20 protein-coding genes and 1 tRNA gene are annotated in these 18,206 nt (G+C 67.6%); 9 read left to right on the plus strand and 12 right to left on the minus strand.

The annotated features are described in order from the left end of the window. Nucleotides 1-3: 3 nt before the first annotated feature. The 3 genes from HWX87_RS20615 to HWX87_RS20625 form a co-directional block, all read right to left on the minus strand. A complete protein-coding gene (locus HWX87_RS20615; RefSeq protein WP_176048884.1) occupies nucleotides 4-1,335 on the minus strand; it encodes a carotenoid oxygenase family protein in 1,332 nt (443 codons plus the stop codon). A 15-nt stretch (nucleotides 1,336-1,350) separates the two neighbouring features. Beyond that, the gene (locus tag HWX87_RS20620; protein WP_176048886.1) at nucleotides 1,351-1,977 is read right to left on the minus strand and encodes a DUF2239 family protein; all 627 of its coding nucleotides are present in this window, start codon (nucleotides 1,975-1,977) and stop codon (nucleotides 1,351-1,353) included. 126 nt (nucleotides 1,978-2,103) lie between these two features. After that, nucleotides 2,104-2,835 carry a glutathione S-transferase gene (locus tag HWX87_RS20625; RefSeq protein ID WP_176048888.1) on the minus strand — a complete coding sequence of 244 codons (732 nt, stop codon included), beginning with the start codon at nucleotides 2,833-2,835 and terminating at the stop codon, nucleotides 2,104-2,106. A gap of 40 nt (nucleotides 2,836-2,875) precedes the next feature. Between HWX87_RS20625 and HWX87_RS20630 the strand changes: the two genes are divergently transcribed. The 4 genes from HWX87_RS20630 to HWX87_RS20645 all read left to right on the plus strand — a co-directional run bounded on the left by HWX87_RS20630 (nucleotide 2,876) and on the right by HWX87_RS20645 (nucleotide 7,301). After that, nucleotides 2,876-3,850, plus strand: coding sequence for a LysR family transcriptional regulator (locus HWX87_RS20630; protein WP_176048890.1), 975 nt, complete (start codon nucleotides 2,876-2,878; stop codon nucleotides 3,848-3,850). A 212-nt stretch (nucleotides 3,851-4,062) separates the two neighbouring features. After that, nucleotides 4,063-5,403, plus strand: a complete 1,341-nt coding sequence (locus tag HWX87_RS20635) for an MFS transporter (RefSeq protein ID WP_176048892.1) — start codon at nucleotides 4,063-4,065, stop codon at nucleotides 5,401-5,403. Nucleotides 5,404-5,465: 62 nt separating this feature from the next. Further along, nucleotides 5,466-6,863, plus strand: a complete 1,398-nt coding sequence (locus HWX87_RS20640; protein ID WP_176048894.1) for an enolase C-terminal domain-like protein — start codon at nucleotides 5,466-5,468, stop codon at nucleotides 6,861-6,863. Nucleotides 6,864-6,989: 126 nt separating this feature from the next. After that, a complete protein-coding gene (locus tag HWX87_RS20645; RefSeq protein ID WP_176048896.1) occupies nucleotides 6,990-7,301 on the plus strand; it encodes a hypothetical protein in 312 nt (103 codons plus the stop codon). Nucleotides 7,302-7,389: 88 nt separating this feature from the next. Here the strand turns inward: HWX87_RS20645 and HWX87_RS20650 are convergent. The 5 genes from HWX87_RS20650 to HWX87_RS20670 all read right to left on the minus strand — a co-directional run bounded on the left by HWX87_RS20650 (nucleotide 7,390) and on the right by HWX87_RS20670 (nucleotide 9,847). Further along, nucleotides 7,390-7,465 (minus strand) — tRNA-Ala (locus tag HWX87_RS20650). Nucleotides 7,466-7,530: 65 nt separating this feature from the next. Further along, nucleotides 7,531-7,893 carry a c-type cytochrome gene (locus HWX87_RS20655; protein WP_176048898.1) on the minus strand — a complete coding sequence of 121 codons (363 nt, stop codon included), beginning with the start codon at nucleotides 7,891-7,893 and terminating at the stop codon, nucleotides 7,531-7,533. Continuing rightward, nucleotides 7,890-8,690 (minus strand): BON domain-containing protein, encoded by an 801-nt coding sequence (locus tag HWX87_RS20660; protein WP_176048900.1) that lies wholly within the window; start codon nucleotides 8,688-8,690, stop codon nucleotides 7,890-7,892. Before HWX87_RS20660 ends, HWX87_RS20655 begins: the two co-directional genes overlap by 4 nt. A gap of 17 nt (nucleotides 8,691-8,707) precedes the next feature. Beyond that, nucleotides 8,708-9,292 carry an SIS domain-containing protein gene (locus HWX87_RS20665; RefSeq protein WP_176048902.1) on the minus strand — a complete coding sequence of 195 codons (585 nt, stop codon included), beginning with the start codon at nucleotides 9,290-9,292 and terminating at the stop codon, nucleotides 8,708-8,710. Nucleotides 9,293-9,418: 126 nt separating this feature from the next. After that, a complete protein-coding gene (locus HWX87_RS20670) occupies nucleotides 9,419-9,847 on the minus strand; it encodes a YraN family protein (RefSeq protein WP_176049245.1) in 429 nt (142 codons plus the stop codon). Between the two features lie 46 nt (nucleotides 9,848-9,893). Here HWX87_RS20670 and rsmI point away from each other — a divergent pair, with 46 nt between their 5' ends. Continuing rightward, nucleotides 9,894-10,772 (plus strand): 16S rRNA (cytidine(1402)-2'-O)-methyltransferase, encoded by an 879-nt coding sequence (rsmI, locus tag HWX87_RS20675; protein ID WP_176048903.1) that lies wholly within the window; start codon nucleotides 9,894-9,896, stop codon nucleotides 10,770-10,772. A 99-nt stretch (nucleotides 10,773-10,871) separates the two neighbouring features. Here rsmI and HWX87_RS20680 read toward each other — a convergent pair whose 3' ends face one another. Next, nucleotides 10,872-11,480, minus strand: a complete 609-nt coding sequence (locus tag HWX87_RS20680; protein ID WP_176048904.1) for a septal ring lytic transglycosylase RlpA family protein — start codon at nucleotides 11,478-11,480, stop codon at nucleotides 10,872-10,874. Nucleotides 11,481-12,135: 655 nt separating this feature from the next. On the opposite strand from HWX87_RS20680, the gene HWX87_RS20685 reads away from it, so the two are divergent. The 3 genes from HWX87_RS20685 (at nucleotide 12,136) to HWX87_RS20695 (ending at nucleotide 13,986) form a co-directional block, all read left to right on the plus strand. Continuing rightward, on the plus strand, nucleotides 12,136-12,780 hold the full coding sequence (locus HWX87_RS20685; RefSeq protein ID WP_176048906.1) for an MBL fold metallo-hydrolase: 645 nt from the start codon (nucleotides 12,136-12,138) through the stop codon (nucleotides 12,778-12,780). Beyond that, a complete protein-coding gene (locus tag HWX87_RS20690) occupies nucleotides 12,777-13,436 on the plus strand; it encodes an exonuclease (RefSeq protein WP_176048908.1) in 660 nt (219 codons plus the stop codon). Before HWX87_RS20685 ends, HWX87_RS20690 begins: the two co-directional genes overlap by 4 nt. 79 nt (nucleotides 13,437-13,515) lie before the next feature. Then, a complete protein-coding gene (locus HWX87_RS20695; RefSeq protein WP_006477376.1) occupies nucleotides 13,516-13,986 on the plus strand; it encodes an Lrp/AsnC family transcriptional regulator in 471 nt (156 codons plus the stop codon). Nucleotides 13,987-14,037: 51 nt separating this feature from the next. Here the strand turns inward: HWX87_RS20695 and HWX87_RS20700 are convergent, their stop codons facing one another. The 3 genes from HWX87_RS20700 to HWX87_RS20710 all read right to left on the minus strand — a co-directional run bounded on the left by HWX87_RS20700 (nucleotide 14,038) and on the right by HWX87_RS20710 (nucleotide 16,745). Further along, complete coding sequence (locus HWX87_RS20700; RefSeq protein WP_176048909.1) at nucleotides 14,038-15,195, minus strand: cation diffusion facilitator family transporter; 1,158 nt, start codon at nucleotides 15,193-15,195, stop codon at nucleotides 14,038-14,040. A 240-nt stretch (nucleotides 15,196-15,435) separates the two neighbouring features. Next, entirely contained in the window at nucleotides 15,436-15,729 is a 294-nt protein-coding gene (locus tag HWX87_RS20705; protein ID WP_006491875.1) for an H-NS histone family protein, read from the minus strand. Between the two features lie 356 nt (nucleotides 15,730-16,085). Next, nucleotides 16,086-16,745: a pyridoxamine 5'-phosphate oxidase family protein gene (locus HWX87_RS20710; RefSeq protein WP_176048910.1), complete on the minus strand. Its 660-nt coding sequence runs from the start codon at nucleotides 16,743-16,745 to the stop codon at nucleotides 16,086-16,088. A 223-nt stretch (nucleotides 16,746-16,968) separates the two neighbouring features. Here HWX87_RS20710 and HWX87_RS20715 point away from each other — a divergent pair, with 223 nt between their 5' ends. Further along, nucleotides 16,969-18,186 carry an MFS transporter gene (locus tag HWX87_RS20715; RefSeq protein ID WP_176048912.1) on the plus strand — a complete coding sequence of 406 codons (1,218 nt, stop codon included), beginning with the start codon at nucleotides 16,969-16,971 and terminating at the stop codon, nucleotides 18,184-18,186. Nucleotides 18,187-18,206 lie beyond the last annotated feature (20 nt).

The following is an 18,206-nucleotide window of genomic DNA, read 5'->3' on the forward strand; positions in this document are numbered from 1 at the left end:
TCATCAGCCTGCGCGCGGCACCCACGCGCCGTGGAACCCGGCCGGCACGCGGCGCGGCAGGTGCACGGTCGCGACCGGCTCCGCGTCGATCGCGCGCGCATCGAGGATCACGACGTCGCTCGTGTCGGTCGCCGCGCGGTAGACCATCACCAGCAGCCAGCCGTCGTCCTCGTCGATGCCGCCCGGGCGCGGCACGAACACCGGCTCGCCGTTCTGGTCGCCAGCCGGCACCGCGTAGTGCGTCGTCGTGCCGCGCACGTGATCGAAGCGCATCACGCCGCGCATTTCCGCGTTGTTCGGCTGCTCGACCGCATACAGGTAGCGGTAGCGGCGCCCCGTCCGGCTTTCGTTGATGCGCGGCAATTCGATGCCGCCGTCGGCGAGCGGCCCTTCGTCGATCAGCCCGTTCGCCGTATCGATCACGTAGCGCCACAGCTCGCCGACCGGGTTGTCGGCGAAGCGGCCCGTGTGCGCGTCGAGCCGCAGAAACGACGGATAGCGCACCGCGTCGAGCACGATGCACGATTCGTCGCAGTCGTACGCGTTCACGACGTGCTGGATGAAGCACGGCTCGATGCCGAACCAGCGCACCGCGCCGCCGTGGCGCGGAATCACGCCGATGCGCGCGGGCCGGTCGTCGTGCCAGCGCAGCGGCATCCGGTGGCCCTGCTTCAGCAGCGAGAAGTCGTAACCGACGTTCAGGTCGAGCAACAGGCTGCGGGTTTCCGTGATCGCGAGGTCGTGCATCATCGACGGCGCCCCCAGGTCGATCTCGACGTCGACACGCTGCACGCCGTGCGCGTCGATCACGCCGTAGCGCAGCCACGGCGCACGCCAGTCCGCGCGGAACGTCATCAGCTCGCCGGTCACCGGATCGACCTTCGGGTGCGCGGTCATGCCGCCGTCGAAGCCCGCATGCCGCGCCGGCACGCCGAGCGAATCGAGTTCGGCCGTGATCGCGAGCGGCGCGCCGCCCTCGGCCAGCGCGAGCAATTCGCCCGCATGCTGCAGCACGTTCACGTTCGGATTGGTGTCGGGCAGATGCGGCGCCTGCTCGGGCGCATGCACGGCGGCCCAGCGCCGCGTGCGCGCCCAGCGGTTCCGGTAACCGGTCGCGCGGCCGTCGTCGAACGCGATCGCGTGCAGCATCGCGGCTTCCGGCCACCACGACAGCATGTCGTTGCCTTCGAAGCGGCCGCCCGGCGGATTCGGGCCGTTGCGCAGCAACGTGCCGCAGAGTGCACGCGGGATGGCGCCAGTCACGCGCAGATCGACGACATCGACTTCGTCGGCGACCGGCGCAATCGCGCCGCGGTTCAGGTCGAATACGGTCATTGCATCGGCGCTCCGTCAACAGTCTTCGGCGGACGGCGGCAGGCCGCCGCGCGCCAGGGCGAGCGCATGGTCGCGCACGTCGTCCGGCCAGCCGGCGGCCAGCTCGGCCAGCCGTGCCGGATCGTTCGCATACAGCGCCCGCGCGGCTTCCTCGAAACCGGGCAGGTCGCCCGCCATCGCCGACATGAAGTGGTAGGCGCGGGTTTGCGCATCGCGGTGCCGGTCGGCCGCCGCATGCGTGCGCCGCGCGTCCTCGACGAGCTTGCGCAGCGCAACCGACGCGCCGCCCGGCTGCGCGCCGAGCCATTCCCAGTGACGCGGCAGCAGCGTGACTTCACGCGACACGACGCCGAGCTTCGGCCGGCCGCGGCCGCGCTGTTCGCCCGCGCCTGCCGGCCCGCCGGCCGCGCCGGACGTGTCGCCTGACGGCGGCGCATAGCGCGCGCGGATGTCGTCCTCGGTGCCGCGCAGGTCGAGGTCGATCGAGCGGCCCGTACCGTCATCGAAGATCAGGATCGTGCCGGGCATCGCGTCGCCGGCTGCCTGCCGGACCGCGAGCGCGACCGTCGCGAGCGGGCCCGACGCAAGCCGCCGGTGGCCGTCGAAGGCCGTGTATGAAGGGACGAGCGTGGAGGTTGTCATCGTGGTCACCCGGAGGCAGGAATCAGAATGACGCTATTTTTATCCGGGTGTTAATTGGATGTCAATATTATCCGGGTAAAAAAAACATCCATCACGGATTCCCCCTTCGGGCAACCGCGTCGCCGGTCAGGCCGCCCGGGCCGGCAACGCGATGCCGCGTGCGCTTGCCAGCGCGTCGTCGAGCGATACATGCCCTTCGAACGCCAGCGACGCCGGCAGCGGCAGGTTTTCCTCGATCGCATGCGCGAACTGCACGCCCGCGTCGTCGGCAAGCCGCGCACGCAGCGCGGCGATGCGCGGGAACGCGTCGCGCTCGAATACCGCGTGATAGTCGGCCCAGCGCGCGATCCCGGAGAAGTACGCGTCGGCCAGCGTGCGCCGCGCACCCAGCAGCCATGGGCCATCGCCGCGCTCGAGCAGCGCCTCGAGCTGACGGTGCGCCTTCAGCACCTTGCCGCGGCCATAAGCCTGCAGCGCCGCTTTTTCCGCGCCCTCGGTGTCGTGTTCGTACACGTGCCAGAGCGCGCCGAACGCGTTGAAGAAGGTCGTGTTCAGCCACGCGAGCATCCGGTTCAGCCGGTCGAACTCCGCGCTGCCCTGGGGAAACGCGAGGCCGGTGTCGAGCGCCTGCGCGCCGATGTGACCGAGGATCGCGAGGCTTTCGGTCAGCACCTCGCCGTTCGCGGTCACGAATGCCGGCGTTTCGGCGACCGGATTCAGCGCGAGGTACGCGTCGCTCGTCGCGGCGCTCGGCATCGCGATGCGCGACAGCCGGTACGGGCGGCCGGCCCATTCAAGCGCGACGATCGAGCCGAACGAGCAGCCGGCGGGAATGCCGTAGAGAAGGATCGGGGACATCGGGAGATTCCGCGGAAGTTGAACGAGCAGTCATGCTCCCATGGCGAACGATGGCGCAGTAGCCGCTAAAATTGAAACCCGTCGTTTCTTCATGTGGACGCTGGAAGTGAACCTGAACGATCTCTATCTGTTCGTGCAGGCGGTCGATGCGGGCGGCATGTCGGCGGCCGCGCGCCGGCTCGGCCTGCCGAAATCGACGGTCAGCAAGCGCGTGGCCGAGCTCGAGCGCACGCTCGGCGCGCGGCTGGTGCATCGCACGTCGCGCAGCTTCCGGCTGACGCCGGTCGGCACCGAATTCTTCGAGCATGCCCGCGCGGCCGTGATCGAGGCCGACAGCGCGCGCGACGCGGTACTGCGGCAGGCCGCCGAACCCGCCGGCGTCGTGCGGATCACGAGCTCGGTGCCGGTCGCGCAGCACATCCTCGCGCCCTGCCTGCCGGCGCTGGCCATCGCGCATCCGAAGCTGCTGCTGCAGGTGCATGCGAGCGACCGTCTCGTCGACATCGCGCAGGAAGGTTTCGACATCGCGCTGCGCAGCCATTTCGCGCCGCTGCCCGATTCCGCGCTCGTGCAGCGGCCGCTCGCGACGTCGCCGATCATCGTCGTGGCGTCGCCGGCCTATCTCGCGCGTGCCGGCATCCCGGACGAACCCGCCGATCTCGCCCAGCATGACGGCCTCCACCCCGGCCAGCAACCGTGGCGGCTGCAGCGTGGCGACGACACCGTCGACGTGGCGCCGCGCATCCGCCTGCAGGCCGACGAATCGACGTTGCTGCTGCAAGCGGCGACGGCCGGCCTCGGCATCGCCTGCCTGCCCGACTGGATCGCCGGCGCCGCGCTCGCGTCCGGCGCGCTCGAGCACGTGCTGCCCGGCTGGCGGGCCGGCACCGTCACGACGACACTGCTGATGCCGCATCGGCGCGGCCAGTTACCCGGCGTGCGCGCCGCCGTCGAGTTTCTCGCGCAGCACGTGGCGCGCCATCACGGCATCGGCACCGACGACGCGCGCGCGTAGCCGATCGCGGGAGCGATCGATTCAAATGCTGAATCGATCAAGTCAGCAATTGGCATGAAAGCGCAAATTTCGACATGACAGAATGGTCCGGACGCCCTGCCCGTATCGGCGTCCGGGGCCCGGCTTCCAGCCGGCGGCAACCGCATACATAACGCGCGCACCGACGCGCCGGCCGCACGGCGGCACCTTCCGCCCTTCGGAGGAGACAAGTCATGAATCCGCTTCACGCGCTGCCGGCGTCCGCGTCGGCAACGGCCCGGCGCACGCGCGTGCGCTGGCTCGTGCTGACCGTCCTGTTCGCGGTCACGACGATCAATTACGCGGATCGCGCGGCGATCGCCATCGCGGGCCCGAGCCTCGCCCGCGCGCTGCACCTGAGCCACGTGCAGATCGGCTTCATCTTCTCCGCGTTCGGCTGGTCGTACGTGATCGCGCAACTGCCGGGCGGCTGGCTGCTCGACCGTTACGGGTCGCGCATCGTCTACGCATTCAGCATCTTCTTCTGGTCGCTGTTCACCCTGCTGCAGGGCGGAATCGGCTTCTTCGGCGGCGCGGCCGCGTTCGCGCTGCTGTTCGGGCTGCGCTTCCTGGTCGGTGCGGCCGAGGCGCCGTCGTTCCCGGCCAACAGCCGGATCGTGTCCGCATGGTTCCCGGCCGCGGAACGCGGCACCGCGTCGGCGATCTTCAATGCCGCGCAGTACGCGGCGACCGTCGTGTTCGCGCCGCTGATGGGCTGGCTCGTGCACGCGTTCGGCTGGCAGTCGGTGTTTGCGGTGATGGGCGTGCTCGGCTTCGCGTTCGTCCTGGTGTGGAACCGCACGATGTACGACCCGAAGGACCACCCGAACATCAACCGCGCGGAACTCGACTACCTCGCCGAAGGCGGCGCGCTCGTCAACATCGATCAGGCGACGGGCGGGCGCGACGGCGGCCCGTCGATGCGCCACGTGAAGGCGCTGCTGAGAAACCGGATGCTGGTCGGCGTGTACGTCGCGCAGTACTGCATCAACGCGCTCACCTATTTCTTCATCACCTGGTTTCCCGTCTATCTCGTGCAGGCGCGCGGGATGTCGATCCTCAACGCGGGGCTCGTCGCGTCGATCCCGGCCGTGTGCGGGTTCCTCGGGGGGATTCTCGGCGGCGTCGTGTCCGACGCGCTGCTCAAGCAGGGCCGCTCGCTGTCGGTCGCGCGCAAGGTGCCGATCGTGTTCGGCATGCTGCTGTCGATGTCGATGATCGTCTGCAACTACACCGATTCGCACGTGCTCGTCGTGCTGTTCATGGCGCTGTCGTTCTTCGGCAAGGGGCTCGGCGCGCTCGGCTGGGCCGTCAACGCCGACACCGCGCCGCGCCAGATCGCGGGGCTGAGCGGCGCGCTGCTCAACACGTGCGGCAACCTCTCCAGCATCACGACGCCGATCGCGATCGGCTATATCGTCGACCGCAGCGGCTCGTTCAACGGCGCGCTCGTCTATGTCGTCGCGCACGCGCTCGTCGCCGTGATCTGCTACCTGTTCGTCGTCGGCGAGATCCGCCGCGTCGAGCTTCAATGAACGGCGCGGGCCGCGCCGGCGCGTCCGGCGGCCCGCGCGCCACCGGAACCAGGAGCGAACCGATGTCCGAACCCAGCCGTGCCGGCACGCCGCGCGTCACGCGCATGCAGGTGATTCCCGTCGCCGGCCGCGACAGCATGCTGCTCAACCTGTGCGGCGCGCACGCGCCGTACTTCACGCGCAACCTCGTGATCCTCGACGACAGCAGCGGACATACGGGCGTCGGCGAAGTGCCGGGCGGCGAAGGCATTCGCCAGGCGCTCGAGCGCATGACGGATCTCGTGGTCGGCCAGTCGATCGGGCGCTATCAGGCGACGCTCAACGCGGTGCGCGCGGCGCTGTCCGGCGCGGGTGAGGGTGCGGGCCGCACGATCCGGCACGAGGTGACGTCGGCCGGCGAGGCAGCGGTGCTGCGCCAGCCGCACGAGATCAATCTACGGCTCGACAACGTGATCACGGCAATCGAGGCCGCGCTGCTCGACCTGCTCGGCCAGCATCTCGACGTGCCGGTCGCCGCGCTGCTCGGCGAAGGCCAGCAGCGCGACGCGGTGCCGATGCTCGCTTATCTGTTCTATATCGGTGATCGCGGCCGCACCGACCTGCCGTATCGCGACGAGGCGCAGGCGCGCTCCCCGTGGTTCCGGCTGCGCAACGAGGAAGCGCTCACGCCGGCCGCGATCGCGCGGCAGGCCGAAGCCGCCGTCGAGCGCTACGGTTTCGCCGATTTCAAGCTGAAGGGCGGCGTGATGGCCGGCGCCGACGAGATGGAAGCGATCGCGGCGATCAAGGCGCGCTTCCCCGATTCGCGCACGACGCTCGATCCGAACGGCGCGTGGTCGCTCGACGAGGCCGTCGCGCTGTGCCGCGGGCAAGGCCACCTGCTCGCGTATGCGGAAGATCCGTGCGGGCCGGAAGGCGGTTATTCGGGCCGCGAAGTCATGGCCGAATTCCGCCGCGCAACGGGGATCCCGACCGCAACCAACATGATCGCGACCGACTGGCGGCAGATGGATCACGCGGTGCGGCTCCAGGCGGTCGACATCCCGCTGGCCGACCCGCATTTCTGGACGATGCAGGGCTCGGTGCGGCTCGCGCAGCTGTGCCGCGACTGGGGGCTCACGTGGGGTTCGCACTCGAACAACCACTTCGACGTGTCGCTCGCGATGTTCACGCATGCGGCGGCGGCCGCGCCCGGCACGATCACCGCGATCGATACGCACTGGATCTGGCAGGAAGGCGATGCGCGGCTCACGCGCGAACCGCTCGAGATCGTCGGCGGCAAGGTGGCCGTACCGGAGCGGCCGGGGCTCGGGATCGAGATCGACATGGCGCAGGTCGAGGCCGCGCATGCGTTGTACAAGGAGGTGGGCGGCACCGCGCGCGACGACGCGGTCGCGATGCGGTATCTCGTGCCGGGGTGGACGTACGATCCGAAGCGGCCGAGTTTCGGGCGGGGGTGACGGGAAGGCGGGATGGCGGGTGGCTGTTGCCAAACGCGGAAAACGCCCGCATCCTGCCGGCTGCCTGAACCGGCCCGCACGGCGGACGGTCGGGTGCCCCGTCCACTCGCAGGAAAAGCGCTCGTCATGACGTCTCCCGATCCGACACCACGACAGATCGCCCTCCTCGTACCCTGTTCGATACTGTGCCTGCCGGCCAGCATGACCGTCGCCGGCTATGTCGCACTCCGGATGACCGAGAACGTCTCTCGCTTCGAGGGTGGCGCCGGTTACGCATGGCTCTGGCTCACGATCCTGCTGAGCTGCGCGTTCTTCGCGCTGGGAATCGGCATCTGCGTGCTACTGCGGAAAAGGATCGTGCCGCTCGTCTTGATCGCGGTGGCATTCGCAGCGCTGTCGGTGCCGACGCTCAAGGAAATCCATGACCTGCTGAACTAGCGGGCCACGCGTTTGCGAATGCCGCGCATGCCAGCGGGTTCCCAAAACAAAAAGGCCCGATCTCGCGATCGGGCCTTTCAAATTCCGTTGGTGGAGCGGAGGAGGATCGAACTCCCGACCTTCGCATTGCGAACGCGACGCTCTCCCAGCTGAGCTACCGCCCCAACAGTCAATCATCATACACACGCATTTCTGCGCTTGGCAATAGGGGTTACGTGCCCCCGAAGCGCTACTTTGACGGCGCGCCGGCCAGCACCCATTCGACCACCGAACGGACGTCGGCGTCGCTCATGCGCGGATGCGCAGGCATCGGAATCGCACCCCAGACGCCGGAGCCGCCTTCCTTCACCTTCTTCGACAGCTTCGCGACGGCCTGCGGATCGGACTTGTAGCGTGCGGCGATATCCTTGAACGACGGGCCGACGAGCTTGCGGTCGACCGCGTGACAGCCCATGCAGGCGTTGCTGCGCGCAACCTTCAGGCCGTCGCCGACGTCCGCATGCGCTGCGCCCAGCGTGCCGGCCACGAGCGCCGCGGCCGCGGCGCCCTGCACCATCCAGCGTTTCATCTGCTTCATCTGCACGCTCTTCATTGCGCCGGCGCCTTCGGGTTGCCCGGGTGCACGCTCGACGAATTCGAGATCGGCGCGGGCGACTGCAGCGGCGCGGACTGCACCGACGCGTCGGGCACGGCGCCGACCGTCGCGCTGTCCGCCGGCGCGGCGGCAGCCGGTGCGCCGGACGCGCCGCTCGCGGGCGATGCGTCCTGCAGCGCCTGCGCGTCCTGCGGCTTCACGTACTGGAACACCTTCACGACCTTCTCGACGCCCGGCACCTGGCTCGCGGCTTCCGCGCCGCGATTGCCTTCGTCCACCGTCACGAGGCCCATCAGGTAAAGGTTGCCGCGTTCGCTGACGACCTTGTAGTAGTTCGCCGAGATGCCCTTCGTCGCGATCAGCTCGGACTTCACGCGCCCTTCGAGGTACGAGTCGTTCGCGCGCGACGACAGCGACGACGCCGGCTCGACCGACAGTTCGTTGACGATGCCGTTCACGTTGTTGATGGCGCGCACGATTTCCTCGGCGCGCTGCTTCGACGCATCGTTCGGCACTTCACCCGTCAGCAGCACGCGGCGGTTGAACACCGTCACGTTCACGTGCGACTGGTCCGGCAGCCCGTTGTTGATCTGCGAGAGCGACTTGACCTGGATCTCGCGGTCCTCCGTCTGCGCGCCGAGCGTCCGGCGGTCGGTCGCAACCAGCGCGCCGCCGCCGGCCGCCGCACCCACGATCCCGAGCACACAACCCTGCAGCGACACGGCGAGGCCCGCCATCAGCGCGGCGAGCAGCGTGGTCCTGACGAGCGTCTGTTTGACGCGGCTTTGATTCATCGACAGCTCTCCTTCGTTCAATCCTCACCCAGCAGCATCGCGTCGATGCCGTCGCACAGGCAGTGGATGGTCAGCAGATGGACTTCTTGGATGCGTGCCGCGCGAACGGCGTGCACGCTGATCGGAATATCGGTATCGGACAGCGCGGCCGCGACTGCATGGCCGTTGCCGCCCGTCAGGGCGACGACGGTCATCTCGCGCTCGTGCGCCTCGTCGATCGCCGCCAGCACACGCGGCGACGCGCCGCCCGAATCGAGCACCAGCAGGATGTCGCCCGTCTGGCCGAGCACGCGCACCTGCTGCGCGAACAGCTGCTCGGCGGCCATCGCCCCCATGAGGCCGGCCTGCGATGCATCGGTGGCCAGCGCGATCGCGGGCAGGCCCGGACGCTCGCGCTCGAAGCCGCCGACGAGCGACGCGGCGAGATACTGCGCGGCGGCGGCCGACGGACCTTCGCCACACGCGACAATCTTGTTGCCGTTCGCCAGCGCGGCGAACATCGCATCGACCGCGGCTGCGATCGGCAACGACAGCGCATCTGCCGCTTCGGCGTGAAGCGCGGCGCTGTCGTGGAATTGTTGCTGAATACGTTCGACTGACATCGATTCCTGGTGAACTGGGCGCGTGGCACATATCGCGCGACATCGTGGGTGCGGCGAGTTTACCGTACTCCGGCGCCCTCTCCGGGGGTCCGGCAAGAACTCTTTACATCTCGTCACACGTCGCGGCTACGCATCGTCGGTACGAAATGCGTCGCGCAGCCACGCGAGCCGGCCGGCCTCGAATGCGACGACGTCGAACCGGCACGCGGCACCGGCACCGTGCCGCGCCCAGAACTGCAACGCCGCCGCGACGAGACGCCGCCGCTTGCGCCAGCCGACGCTCGCGGCCGCGCCGCCATGCCGGACACTGCGCCTCGCGCGCACTTCGACGAACACGAGCATGCCGTCAGGCTCGCGCATCACGAGATCGAGCTCGCCACCGCGCATCGTCACGTTCGCCGCGACGTACCCGAGGCCGCGCCGCTCGAGAAACTGCCGCGCGCGCAGCTCGAACGCCGCGCCGACCGGTTTGGATCGTGCCGCGCCGGAAAAGTTGTCGCCCGCGCGCGGCAAACCGCGCCCGTCGCCCGGGCCGGCCGGCGCCGCGTGGCACAATGCCGACCTTGTTCCGCTTGCGCCGCGATTGCGTGCATTGCCTGCCATGACTGCCCTCCTCGAACTCGCGCATACGCAGCACTACCCGGACGCCGCGCTTTACGTGGTCGCCACGCCGATCGGCAATACGGCCGACATCACGCTGCGCGCGCTGCACGTGCTCGGCCTCGCCGACCGCATCGCGGCCGAAGACACCCGCAACACGGGCCAGCTGCTCGCCCGCTACGGGATCTCGAAGCCGCTCCTGGCCGTGCACGAGCACAACGAACGCGAAGCCGCGCAGCGCGTGATCGACATGCTGCGTGGCGGCGAACGCGTGGCGTACGTCTCGGACGCCGGCACGCCCGGCATCTCGGACCCCGGCGCGCGGCTGGTCGACGCGGTGCGCGCGGCCGGTTTCGCGGTGATCCCGCTGCCGGGCGCGAGCGCGGCTGTGACCGCGCTGAGCGTGGCCGGAGACTGGGCCGGCGCGTTCACGTTCGCCGGCTTCCTGCCGCCGAAGGCCAAGCAGCGCGCAACCGCGCTGCAGGCGCTGGTGTCGCACCCGTATGCGCTGGTGTTCTACGAAGCGCCGCACCGGATCGCCGAAACCGTCACCGCACTCGCCGATGCGTTCGGCCCCGCGCGCCGGCTGCTGATTGCGCGCGAACTCACCAAACTACACGAGCAGTTGTTCCAGGGCACCCTGGCCGAAGGACAGACCTGGCTTGCCGGCGATGCGAACCGGCAGCGCGGCGAGTTCGTGCTGGTCGTCGAAGGCGCGCCGGCGGCGAGCGGCGAAGCCGACGACACCGCGCACGACGCGCTGCTCAGGCTGCTGCTGGAAGAAGTGCCGGTGAAGAGTGCCGCGAAGCTCGCGGCCGCGCTGACGGGCGCATCGCGCAACACGCTGTATGCGCGTGCGCTCGCGCTGAAGGAAGGCTGACGCGCAACGACGCCGCGCCGAAACGACAAAGGGCTGCCGGAAGGCAGCCCTTTGTACTTGATGCTTGATACCTGATGCGTGAACGCACGAACCGCCGCGTTACTTCGCCGAGATCGACGCGAACATTTCGTCGCGTGCCTCGCGCGCTTCCTGCGGCGACAGCCCTTCGATCTTCACGCGGCCCGTGCCGGCGTGCACGAGGCCGATCATCTTGGCAGCGGCATACGACAGGTCGAGCACGCGGCCGCGCTTGAACGGCCCGCGATCGTTGACCTTCACGACGACCCACTTGCCGCTCGACGCGTTCGTCACCTTGATGTACGACGACAGCGGCAGCGTGCGGTGCGCGGCGGTGAGCGCATTCATGTTGAAGCGTTCGCCGTTCGCGGTGCGGCGGCCGTGGAAATCGCGCCCGTACCACGATGCGCGGCCGGTCTGACGGAAGTCGGACACGTCCTTGCCGTCGATCGGCTCGGCGTCCGCCAGCGACGACTTCTTCGCGTCCTTGGCGTCGGCAGCCGGCATCGACGCCAGTGCGGAGTCGAAATTCAGTTGCTTGTCGTTGTCCGCTTTCGCGGCAGCGGCCGTCTTGTCGACCGCGTTCTTCTGGTTCGCGCTTCCGGTGGTCTGGCTGGGTGGCACCGCACAGCCCGTCAACGCAAAAAATAATGCAATGGTCCCGAATCGGCTCGGAAATCGTACGTTCATCGACGTGTCGCCTTCTGGTTCGGGCCGCTCCTACATCACGCTGTTCACAGCGCAGATACGCGGCCCGGACGGCAAATGCGTGCACGCCCCGCTCGAATGCGAGCAGGCGGCTAGCATGGGCGCGGCTTTCGTCTATGCCGCAACCGTCCTGATTAGCTTTCACGTCTGGCGCAACCTGTCCCCAACAGCCTGACCAGACCCCACATGCCGCCATCGAACATGGCTTCAAGTTCGCGCGCGTCGATACGACCAACGCACAGGAACGGCGGCACAGGCCTCATCCGGCGGCGCGGCAGCAGGGCCGCAGGCGGGCGCGCAGCACCCGGCCGGACAAGACGTGAGCACCGAATGCTCGGTGCTGGATACACCGCCGGACTCCCCGGCGGCTGATGCTTGACGGTGCTTCCGACGCCCTTTTTTAACGGGGCCGAAACACCAGCGAATGGCGTGAAACTCACGCTCAATGGGGCGCATTATACATAAACCAAAAGGTCTACCCGGAAAGCACCCCCGGAGGACCATTGATTCTCACTATGGCTGTAACAATCGACATGCTCCGGGAATGCCCTCATCCGCGCGTCGCGGCACGCGTCGAGCGAACGGCAGGCGGCGCGCGCGACCGGTACAATCGCTCCTTTTAGCCGCCGGTGTCTCCATGAAAGTCACGCTCATTCCGGTCACGCCGTTCCAGCAGAACTGCTCGCTGCTCGTCTGCGAGAAAACGGGCCGTGCCGCCGTCGTCGATCCGGGCGGCGATCTCGACCGGATCCAGCAGGAAGTCGCGCGGCAGAACGTGCAGGTCGAGAAGGTGCTGCTGACGCACGGGCACATCGATCACTGCGCGGGCGCGAAGACGCTCGCGACGCACTACGGCGTGCCGATCGAGGGGCCGCAGGAAGAAGAACGCTTCTGGATCGAGAAGCTGCCGATGCAGAGCGAGCGCTTCGGCTTCCCGGCCGCCGACGCCTTCGAGCCCGACCACTGGCTGAACGACGGCGACACCGTGCAGTTCGGCGACGAAACGCTCGAGGTCTATCACTGCCCGGGCCACACGCCCGGCCATGTCGTGTTCTTCAGCCGCGCGCATCGCGTCGCGATCGTCGGCGACGTGCTGTTCGCCGGCTCGATCGGCCGGACCGATTTCCCGCGCGGCAATCACGAGGATCTCGTCCGTTCGATCAAGGAGAAGCTGTGGCCGCTCGGCGACGACGTGACGTTCGTGCCCGGCCACGGCCCGGTGTCGACGTTCGGCGACGAGCGCCGCACGAACCCGTTCGTGTCCGACAAGGTATTCGGATGAACCAGACCGCCATCCCGGAAATCTACGTCAGCACCGACGTCGAGGCCGACGGCCCGATTCCCGGCCCGCACTCGATGCTGAGCTTCGCGTCGGCCGCCTATACCGAGGACAAGCAGCTGATCGCGACGTTCTCGGCCAACCTCGAAACGCTGCCCGGCGCGCAAGCGCACCCGGTGCAGGAAGCGTGGTGGAAGACCGAACCCGAAGCGTGGGCCGCGTGCCGGCGCGACCTGCAGGCGCCCGAGGCGGCGCTGGTCGCGTACGTCGACTGGGTCGAGGCGCTGCCCGGCAAGCCCGTGTTCGTCGCGATGCCGGCCGGCTTCGATTTCACGTTCATGTTCTGGTACATGATGCGCTTCGCGGGACGCTGCCCGTTCTCGTGGTCCGCGCTCGACATCAAGACGCTCGCGTTCGCGATCACGGGCCTGCCGTACCGCAAGGCGATCAAGCCGCGCTTTCCGAAGCACTGGTTCGACGACCATCCGCATACGCACGTCGCGCTCGACGACGCGATCGAGCAAGGCGCGCTGTTCTGCAACATGCTCGCCGACCTGCGCCGGCAGCAGGCCGCGCTCGCGGACCTCGCCGTCGCGGACACCGATCGGTCGGAAAACGCGGAGGCGGGGCAAAATCCCACGGATCCGCGAGCAAATTAGCGAATCTCGCTCACCAGCGCCACGCCAGATTGCCTTTCCTTTCCCGGCCCTCTAACATTCAGCATGTTGTTGCTGCCGCATGGAGGCGCAGGTGACGCTCGATTCCTTTTCGCAAAAAATCCTTCGCCTGTTGCAGCTCGACGCGCGCCGTTCCGTTCAGGAAATTTCCGACCAGGTCGGCCTGTCGAGCACGCCGTGCTGGCGCCGCATCAAGGACATGGAACAGTCGGGCGTGATCCAGCGCTACACGGCGCTGCTCGATCGCGAGAAGCTCGGCCTGCACGTCTGCGCGCTCGCGCACGTGCACCTGACGCGCCACAACGAAGGCGGCGTCGAGCAGTTCGAGCGCGAGATCGCGACCTGCCCGGAAGTCACCGAGTGCTACAGCACGACCGGCGAAGCCGATTACATCCTCAAGATCGTCGCGCCGGACATCAAGGCCTACGACGTGTTCCTGCACGAACGCATCTTCAAGATCCCGGCCGTGTCGCAGGTGCGCACGAGCGTCGTGCTGCGCGAAATCAAGTTCGACACGCAACTGCCGCTGTAACGCGCGGGCCGGTGCGGCCGATGTGCGGCGTTCGCGGCTAGCGGCCGCCGGTCACGTCTGCGCGGGCATCGTGCGCGTGAAGCCGATCCGGCGCGCGCCGAACTCGCGCTCCAGCGCGCCGACGTCGATCCGGCCGGCCAGCGCCGCATCGGTATCGTGCGGATCGCTGGCGAGCGTGACGTCGATCTCGAGCCCCGTACTCAGGTAATGCAGGTTGATCGCCGTCGCCTGCAGCCCGCGCTGCGCGAGCGCGGCCTCGAGCCGTGCCGCGATCTCGCCGCGCGGCGGCAGCGCAAGCGCCGGGCGGCGCGCCGCGTCGTTCTCCGGGTCGACGTGGATCAGCGCATCGAGCACGCGCGGGTCGGACAGCACGCGCGCACGCGCGGTCTCGGCAATGTAGTGCCCTTCGGATACGGAGATCTTCGGATCGACGAGGATGTGCGCGTCGACGAGCGCGGCATCGCCCATCTTGCGCGTGCGCAGGTCGTGCACGTCGCGCACACCGGGCGTCGCCGCGAGCAGCGCGCGGATCTCGGCCGTGTCGGCCGTGTCGAGCGCACGGTCGGACAGGTCCTGCAACGCGTCATAGCCGAACGTCCAGCCCATCCGCGCGACCATGAAGCCGACGATCGCGGCCGCGATCGGGTCGAGCAGCTTCACGCCGGCCAGGCTGCCGACGATGCCGATCGCAACGACCAGCGACGACGCGGCATCCGAACGCGCATGCCACGCGTTGGCGACGAGCATCGCCGATCGCACGCGCCGCGCCTCGCGCAGCATGTAGCGAAACAGCGCCTCTTTCGACACGAGCACCGTCACCGCGACGATCAGCGCGGAAAAATGGACAGCGGGAATATTTTCGAGATTAACGAGGCGATCGCCGGCGCGCCAGAGCATGCCAATCCCGACCGCAATCAGGATCGCGCCGAGAAACAATGACGCGACCGTTTCGTAGCGGCTATGGCCGTAATTGTGGTCGGCATCCGGCGATGCACCACTATGGCGATTCGCAACCAGGACGACAAAATCCGAGATCAAATCGGATATCGAATGCACACCGTCAGCAATCAATGCCTGCGAATGCGCAATCGTACCGACGACGATCTGAAATGTCGCAAGCACGACATTCAGCACAATACTGACGAGCGTGCTCTTGCGCGCAACTGCGTGCTTATCTGCGCTCTGCGCGTCGCCGGAAAACGTGGACATGAAATATGGGATATCGGTTGGCGATGCGCAATTCTATCAAACGCGCCCCGCGAATCCGCCCAATACCCACAAATTTCTTATTTAAATCAATCGCTTATACGAACGTGTCGCATTTTCATTCACACGGCATCATTACATTTTCATGACAATGTTTGCGCACCGGCGGCGCCCGGAAACAAAAAAGCCGCGCTCCTGAAGGATACGCGGCTCTTTTGAAGCGCAGGCAACTTAAACAAACGCTTAAATCGCAAACTGTTCGCGGTTCTTGCCTGCAATCCAGCGCGGCGGCTTGCCACGGCCCGACCACGTCGCGCCCGTTTCCGGATCGCGGTACTTCGCGGCCACGCCTGCGCGCGGACGGCCAACCTTGCCTGCCTTCGCGCGGCTGAGACCGAGTTCAGCGAGCGAAAAGCCGTAGTCGGCAATTTTCTGCTTCACGTCATTCAGCACTTCAGCGTATTCACGCGACTTTGCTTCTTCGATTTGCTTCTCCAGCTTCTCCCGCTGGGCCAGCAGGTCCTTGTAAGAAGACATAGTTTCCCTTTCTATCTGACCAATGGCGCCGGTCTGCAGCCAGCTCACCATTCATGAAATATATGTGCCTCGGATTTTCGAAGGCAGAGATTAGCACAAAAAAGATTTGATAGAAGCGAGATTCACGAAAATCCCGAGACCAATTGTAATTCGCACATGTCATTTTGACCGGCCGCGGCCTTTTCTCAAATTTTTACGTCTCTGTACAGAGATTAGGACATTAGTGATTGCCTATTAGGGCTATCAACATACGCAATTACCCTGTATTCGGGAAAATCGAAGCTTTCATCGGACGACAGCTTTGCGAAAACCACATGACGCGGTTTGCCAAACGCACAAATGACTGACCCGCGACGTCACGTCACATCTCGAGCGCATGCAATCAGCCGGTCGCGCAGCGCGCCGATGTCGGCCGACGGCATATCGAATGGCGTGCGCACGCGCCGGCCGTCGTATCGCCAGTCGGCGCCATGGCGATCGACGCCGAGCAGGTCGAGCCCGTCGCGGCGCGCCTCGCCGGTATCGTAGGCGCTCCACAGCGCCTGCTCGTCGTCGAACGCGAGCGGCGGCCGTGCGTCGAGATGCGTGCCGTCGACCCAGCCCATCCGCCCGAAACCGCCGATATAGCGCAGCCGCTCGATATCGAGCGCCCAGAACGTGAAATCGCCGAGTGCGAGATAACGCGCGGCGTCCGGCTCGTAGCGCAGGTAGCGCGCGGCAACATGAGGATCGTCGGCGAGCGGCACGAACCGGCCGAGCAGCGTCGCGCGCTCGGCGTTCAGCACGTCGCCATCCGGCGCGTCGACAACCAGAAAGCCCGCCCGCGGATCGGCGGCGAGATTGCGCGTGTGCTCGGCCAGGCCGCTGACGAGAATCACGGGCCGATGGCCTGCATCGGGTGCAAACGGGACGACCGTCGGGTACGGGAAACCCTGCGGTTCGCGCGCATGGGTAGCGAGCGTGCCGAGCGCGCAACGGTGCAGCAGATGCAGCGCGAGGGCGGGATCGATGTTCAAGAGGACTCCTGCGGTCGAAGGGCGGCGCGTCGTTCATGCCGCACGCGCTTCGATGTTACCCGCCGATGCGGCGTGCCGCGCATCGGTCGAACGGCCAATGCTGCCCGCCCCCCGATCGTCGGTCGAACGGATAAGCACCCGGCAGGATCGTAAGCGGTTCGATAGAATCGGACGATTCCGACGGACGCTGCATGCGTCCGCGCATTTTTTGACGAGCCTTCCCGTGTCCGAATCCTCTTCTCCCGAATCGTCGTCCCCGTTCGCCGCGCCGCCCGACGCGCATCGCGTGCTGCCGCTGCCGGCCCGCCAGCGCGCGCGCACGGCGTCGATGGCGCTGTTCTTCGTTGCCGGCATGATGTACGCGTCGTGGGGCGTGCACGTGCCGACCGTGCGCGACAAGTTCGCGCTGAGCCCCGGCCTGCTGTCGATCGCGCTGTTCGCGGTCGCCGGCGGCTCGATCGCCGCGATGCTGACCATCGCGCGCTGGATCACCCGTGTCGGCTCGCGCACCGCGTGCGTCACGGGCGGGCTCGTGATGTCCGCGTGCGCGGCGCTGATCCTCGTCGTGCCCGACTACTGGATGCTGCTCGCGGTGCTCGCGCTGTTCGGCTTCTCGATGGCAACGCTCGACGTCGCGATGAACGCCGAGGCCAGCGCGGTCGAAATCGCGCTCGGCAAGCCGATCATGTCGTCGCTGCACGGGATGTTCAGCATCGGCGGGATGTCGGGCGCGGCCGCCGGCGGCGCGCTGCTGTCGGCCGGCATGGCGCCGGCCGTGCATCTCGCGCTCGCGGCAGCCGTGAGCGCCGCGGTGCTCGTGGCCGCCAGCCCGGCCGTGCTGCCGCATGTGCCGCACCACGAACACGCGCACGGCGGCGGCAACCGCTGGCGCTCGCCCGCGTTGTGGATGCTCGGCGGCATCGCGCTGATCGCATTGATCGCCGAAGGCGCGATGTACGACTGGGCGACGGTCTACATGCGCGATGTCGTCGCGGCGAGCCCCGCACTCGCGAGCGCCGCCTATGCGGCGTTCTCCGGCGGGATGGCCATCGCGCGCTTCGCGGGCGACGCCGTGCGCGCGCGCTTCGGTGCGCCGCAGCTCGTATTCGCGAGCGCGTCGCTCGCATGCGCGGGGATGATCGGCGCGCTGCTGCTGCCGAATCCCGTCGCGGTGTTGACCGGCTTCACGCTGATGGGCCTCGGCCTCGCGAACATGATGCCCGTGCTGTTCGCGGCCGCCGCGCGCGTGAAGGGCATCCACGCGGCCGAAGGGCTCGCGCACGTGGCGGGGCTCGCGTATTTCGGACTGCTGTTCGGTCCGGTCGTGATCGGTGCGGTCGCGCAGGCCGCGAACCTGACGATCGGCCTGTCCGTCGTTGCGCTGTGCGCGGCGCTCGTCGCGATCATCGCGCCGAAGGTGCTCGCCCACCTGAAAATCTGACGGCACGGCGCTCATCGGCC

It is taken from the genome of Burkholderia sp. BCC1644 (assembly GCF_902833225.1).
Classification (GTDB): domain Bacteria; phylum Pseudomonadota; class Gammaproteobacteria; order Burkholderiales; family Burkholderiaceae; genus Burkholderia.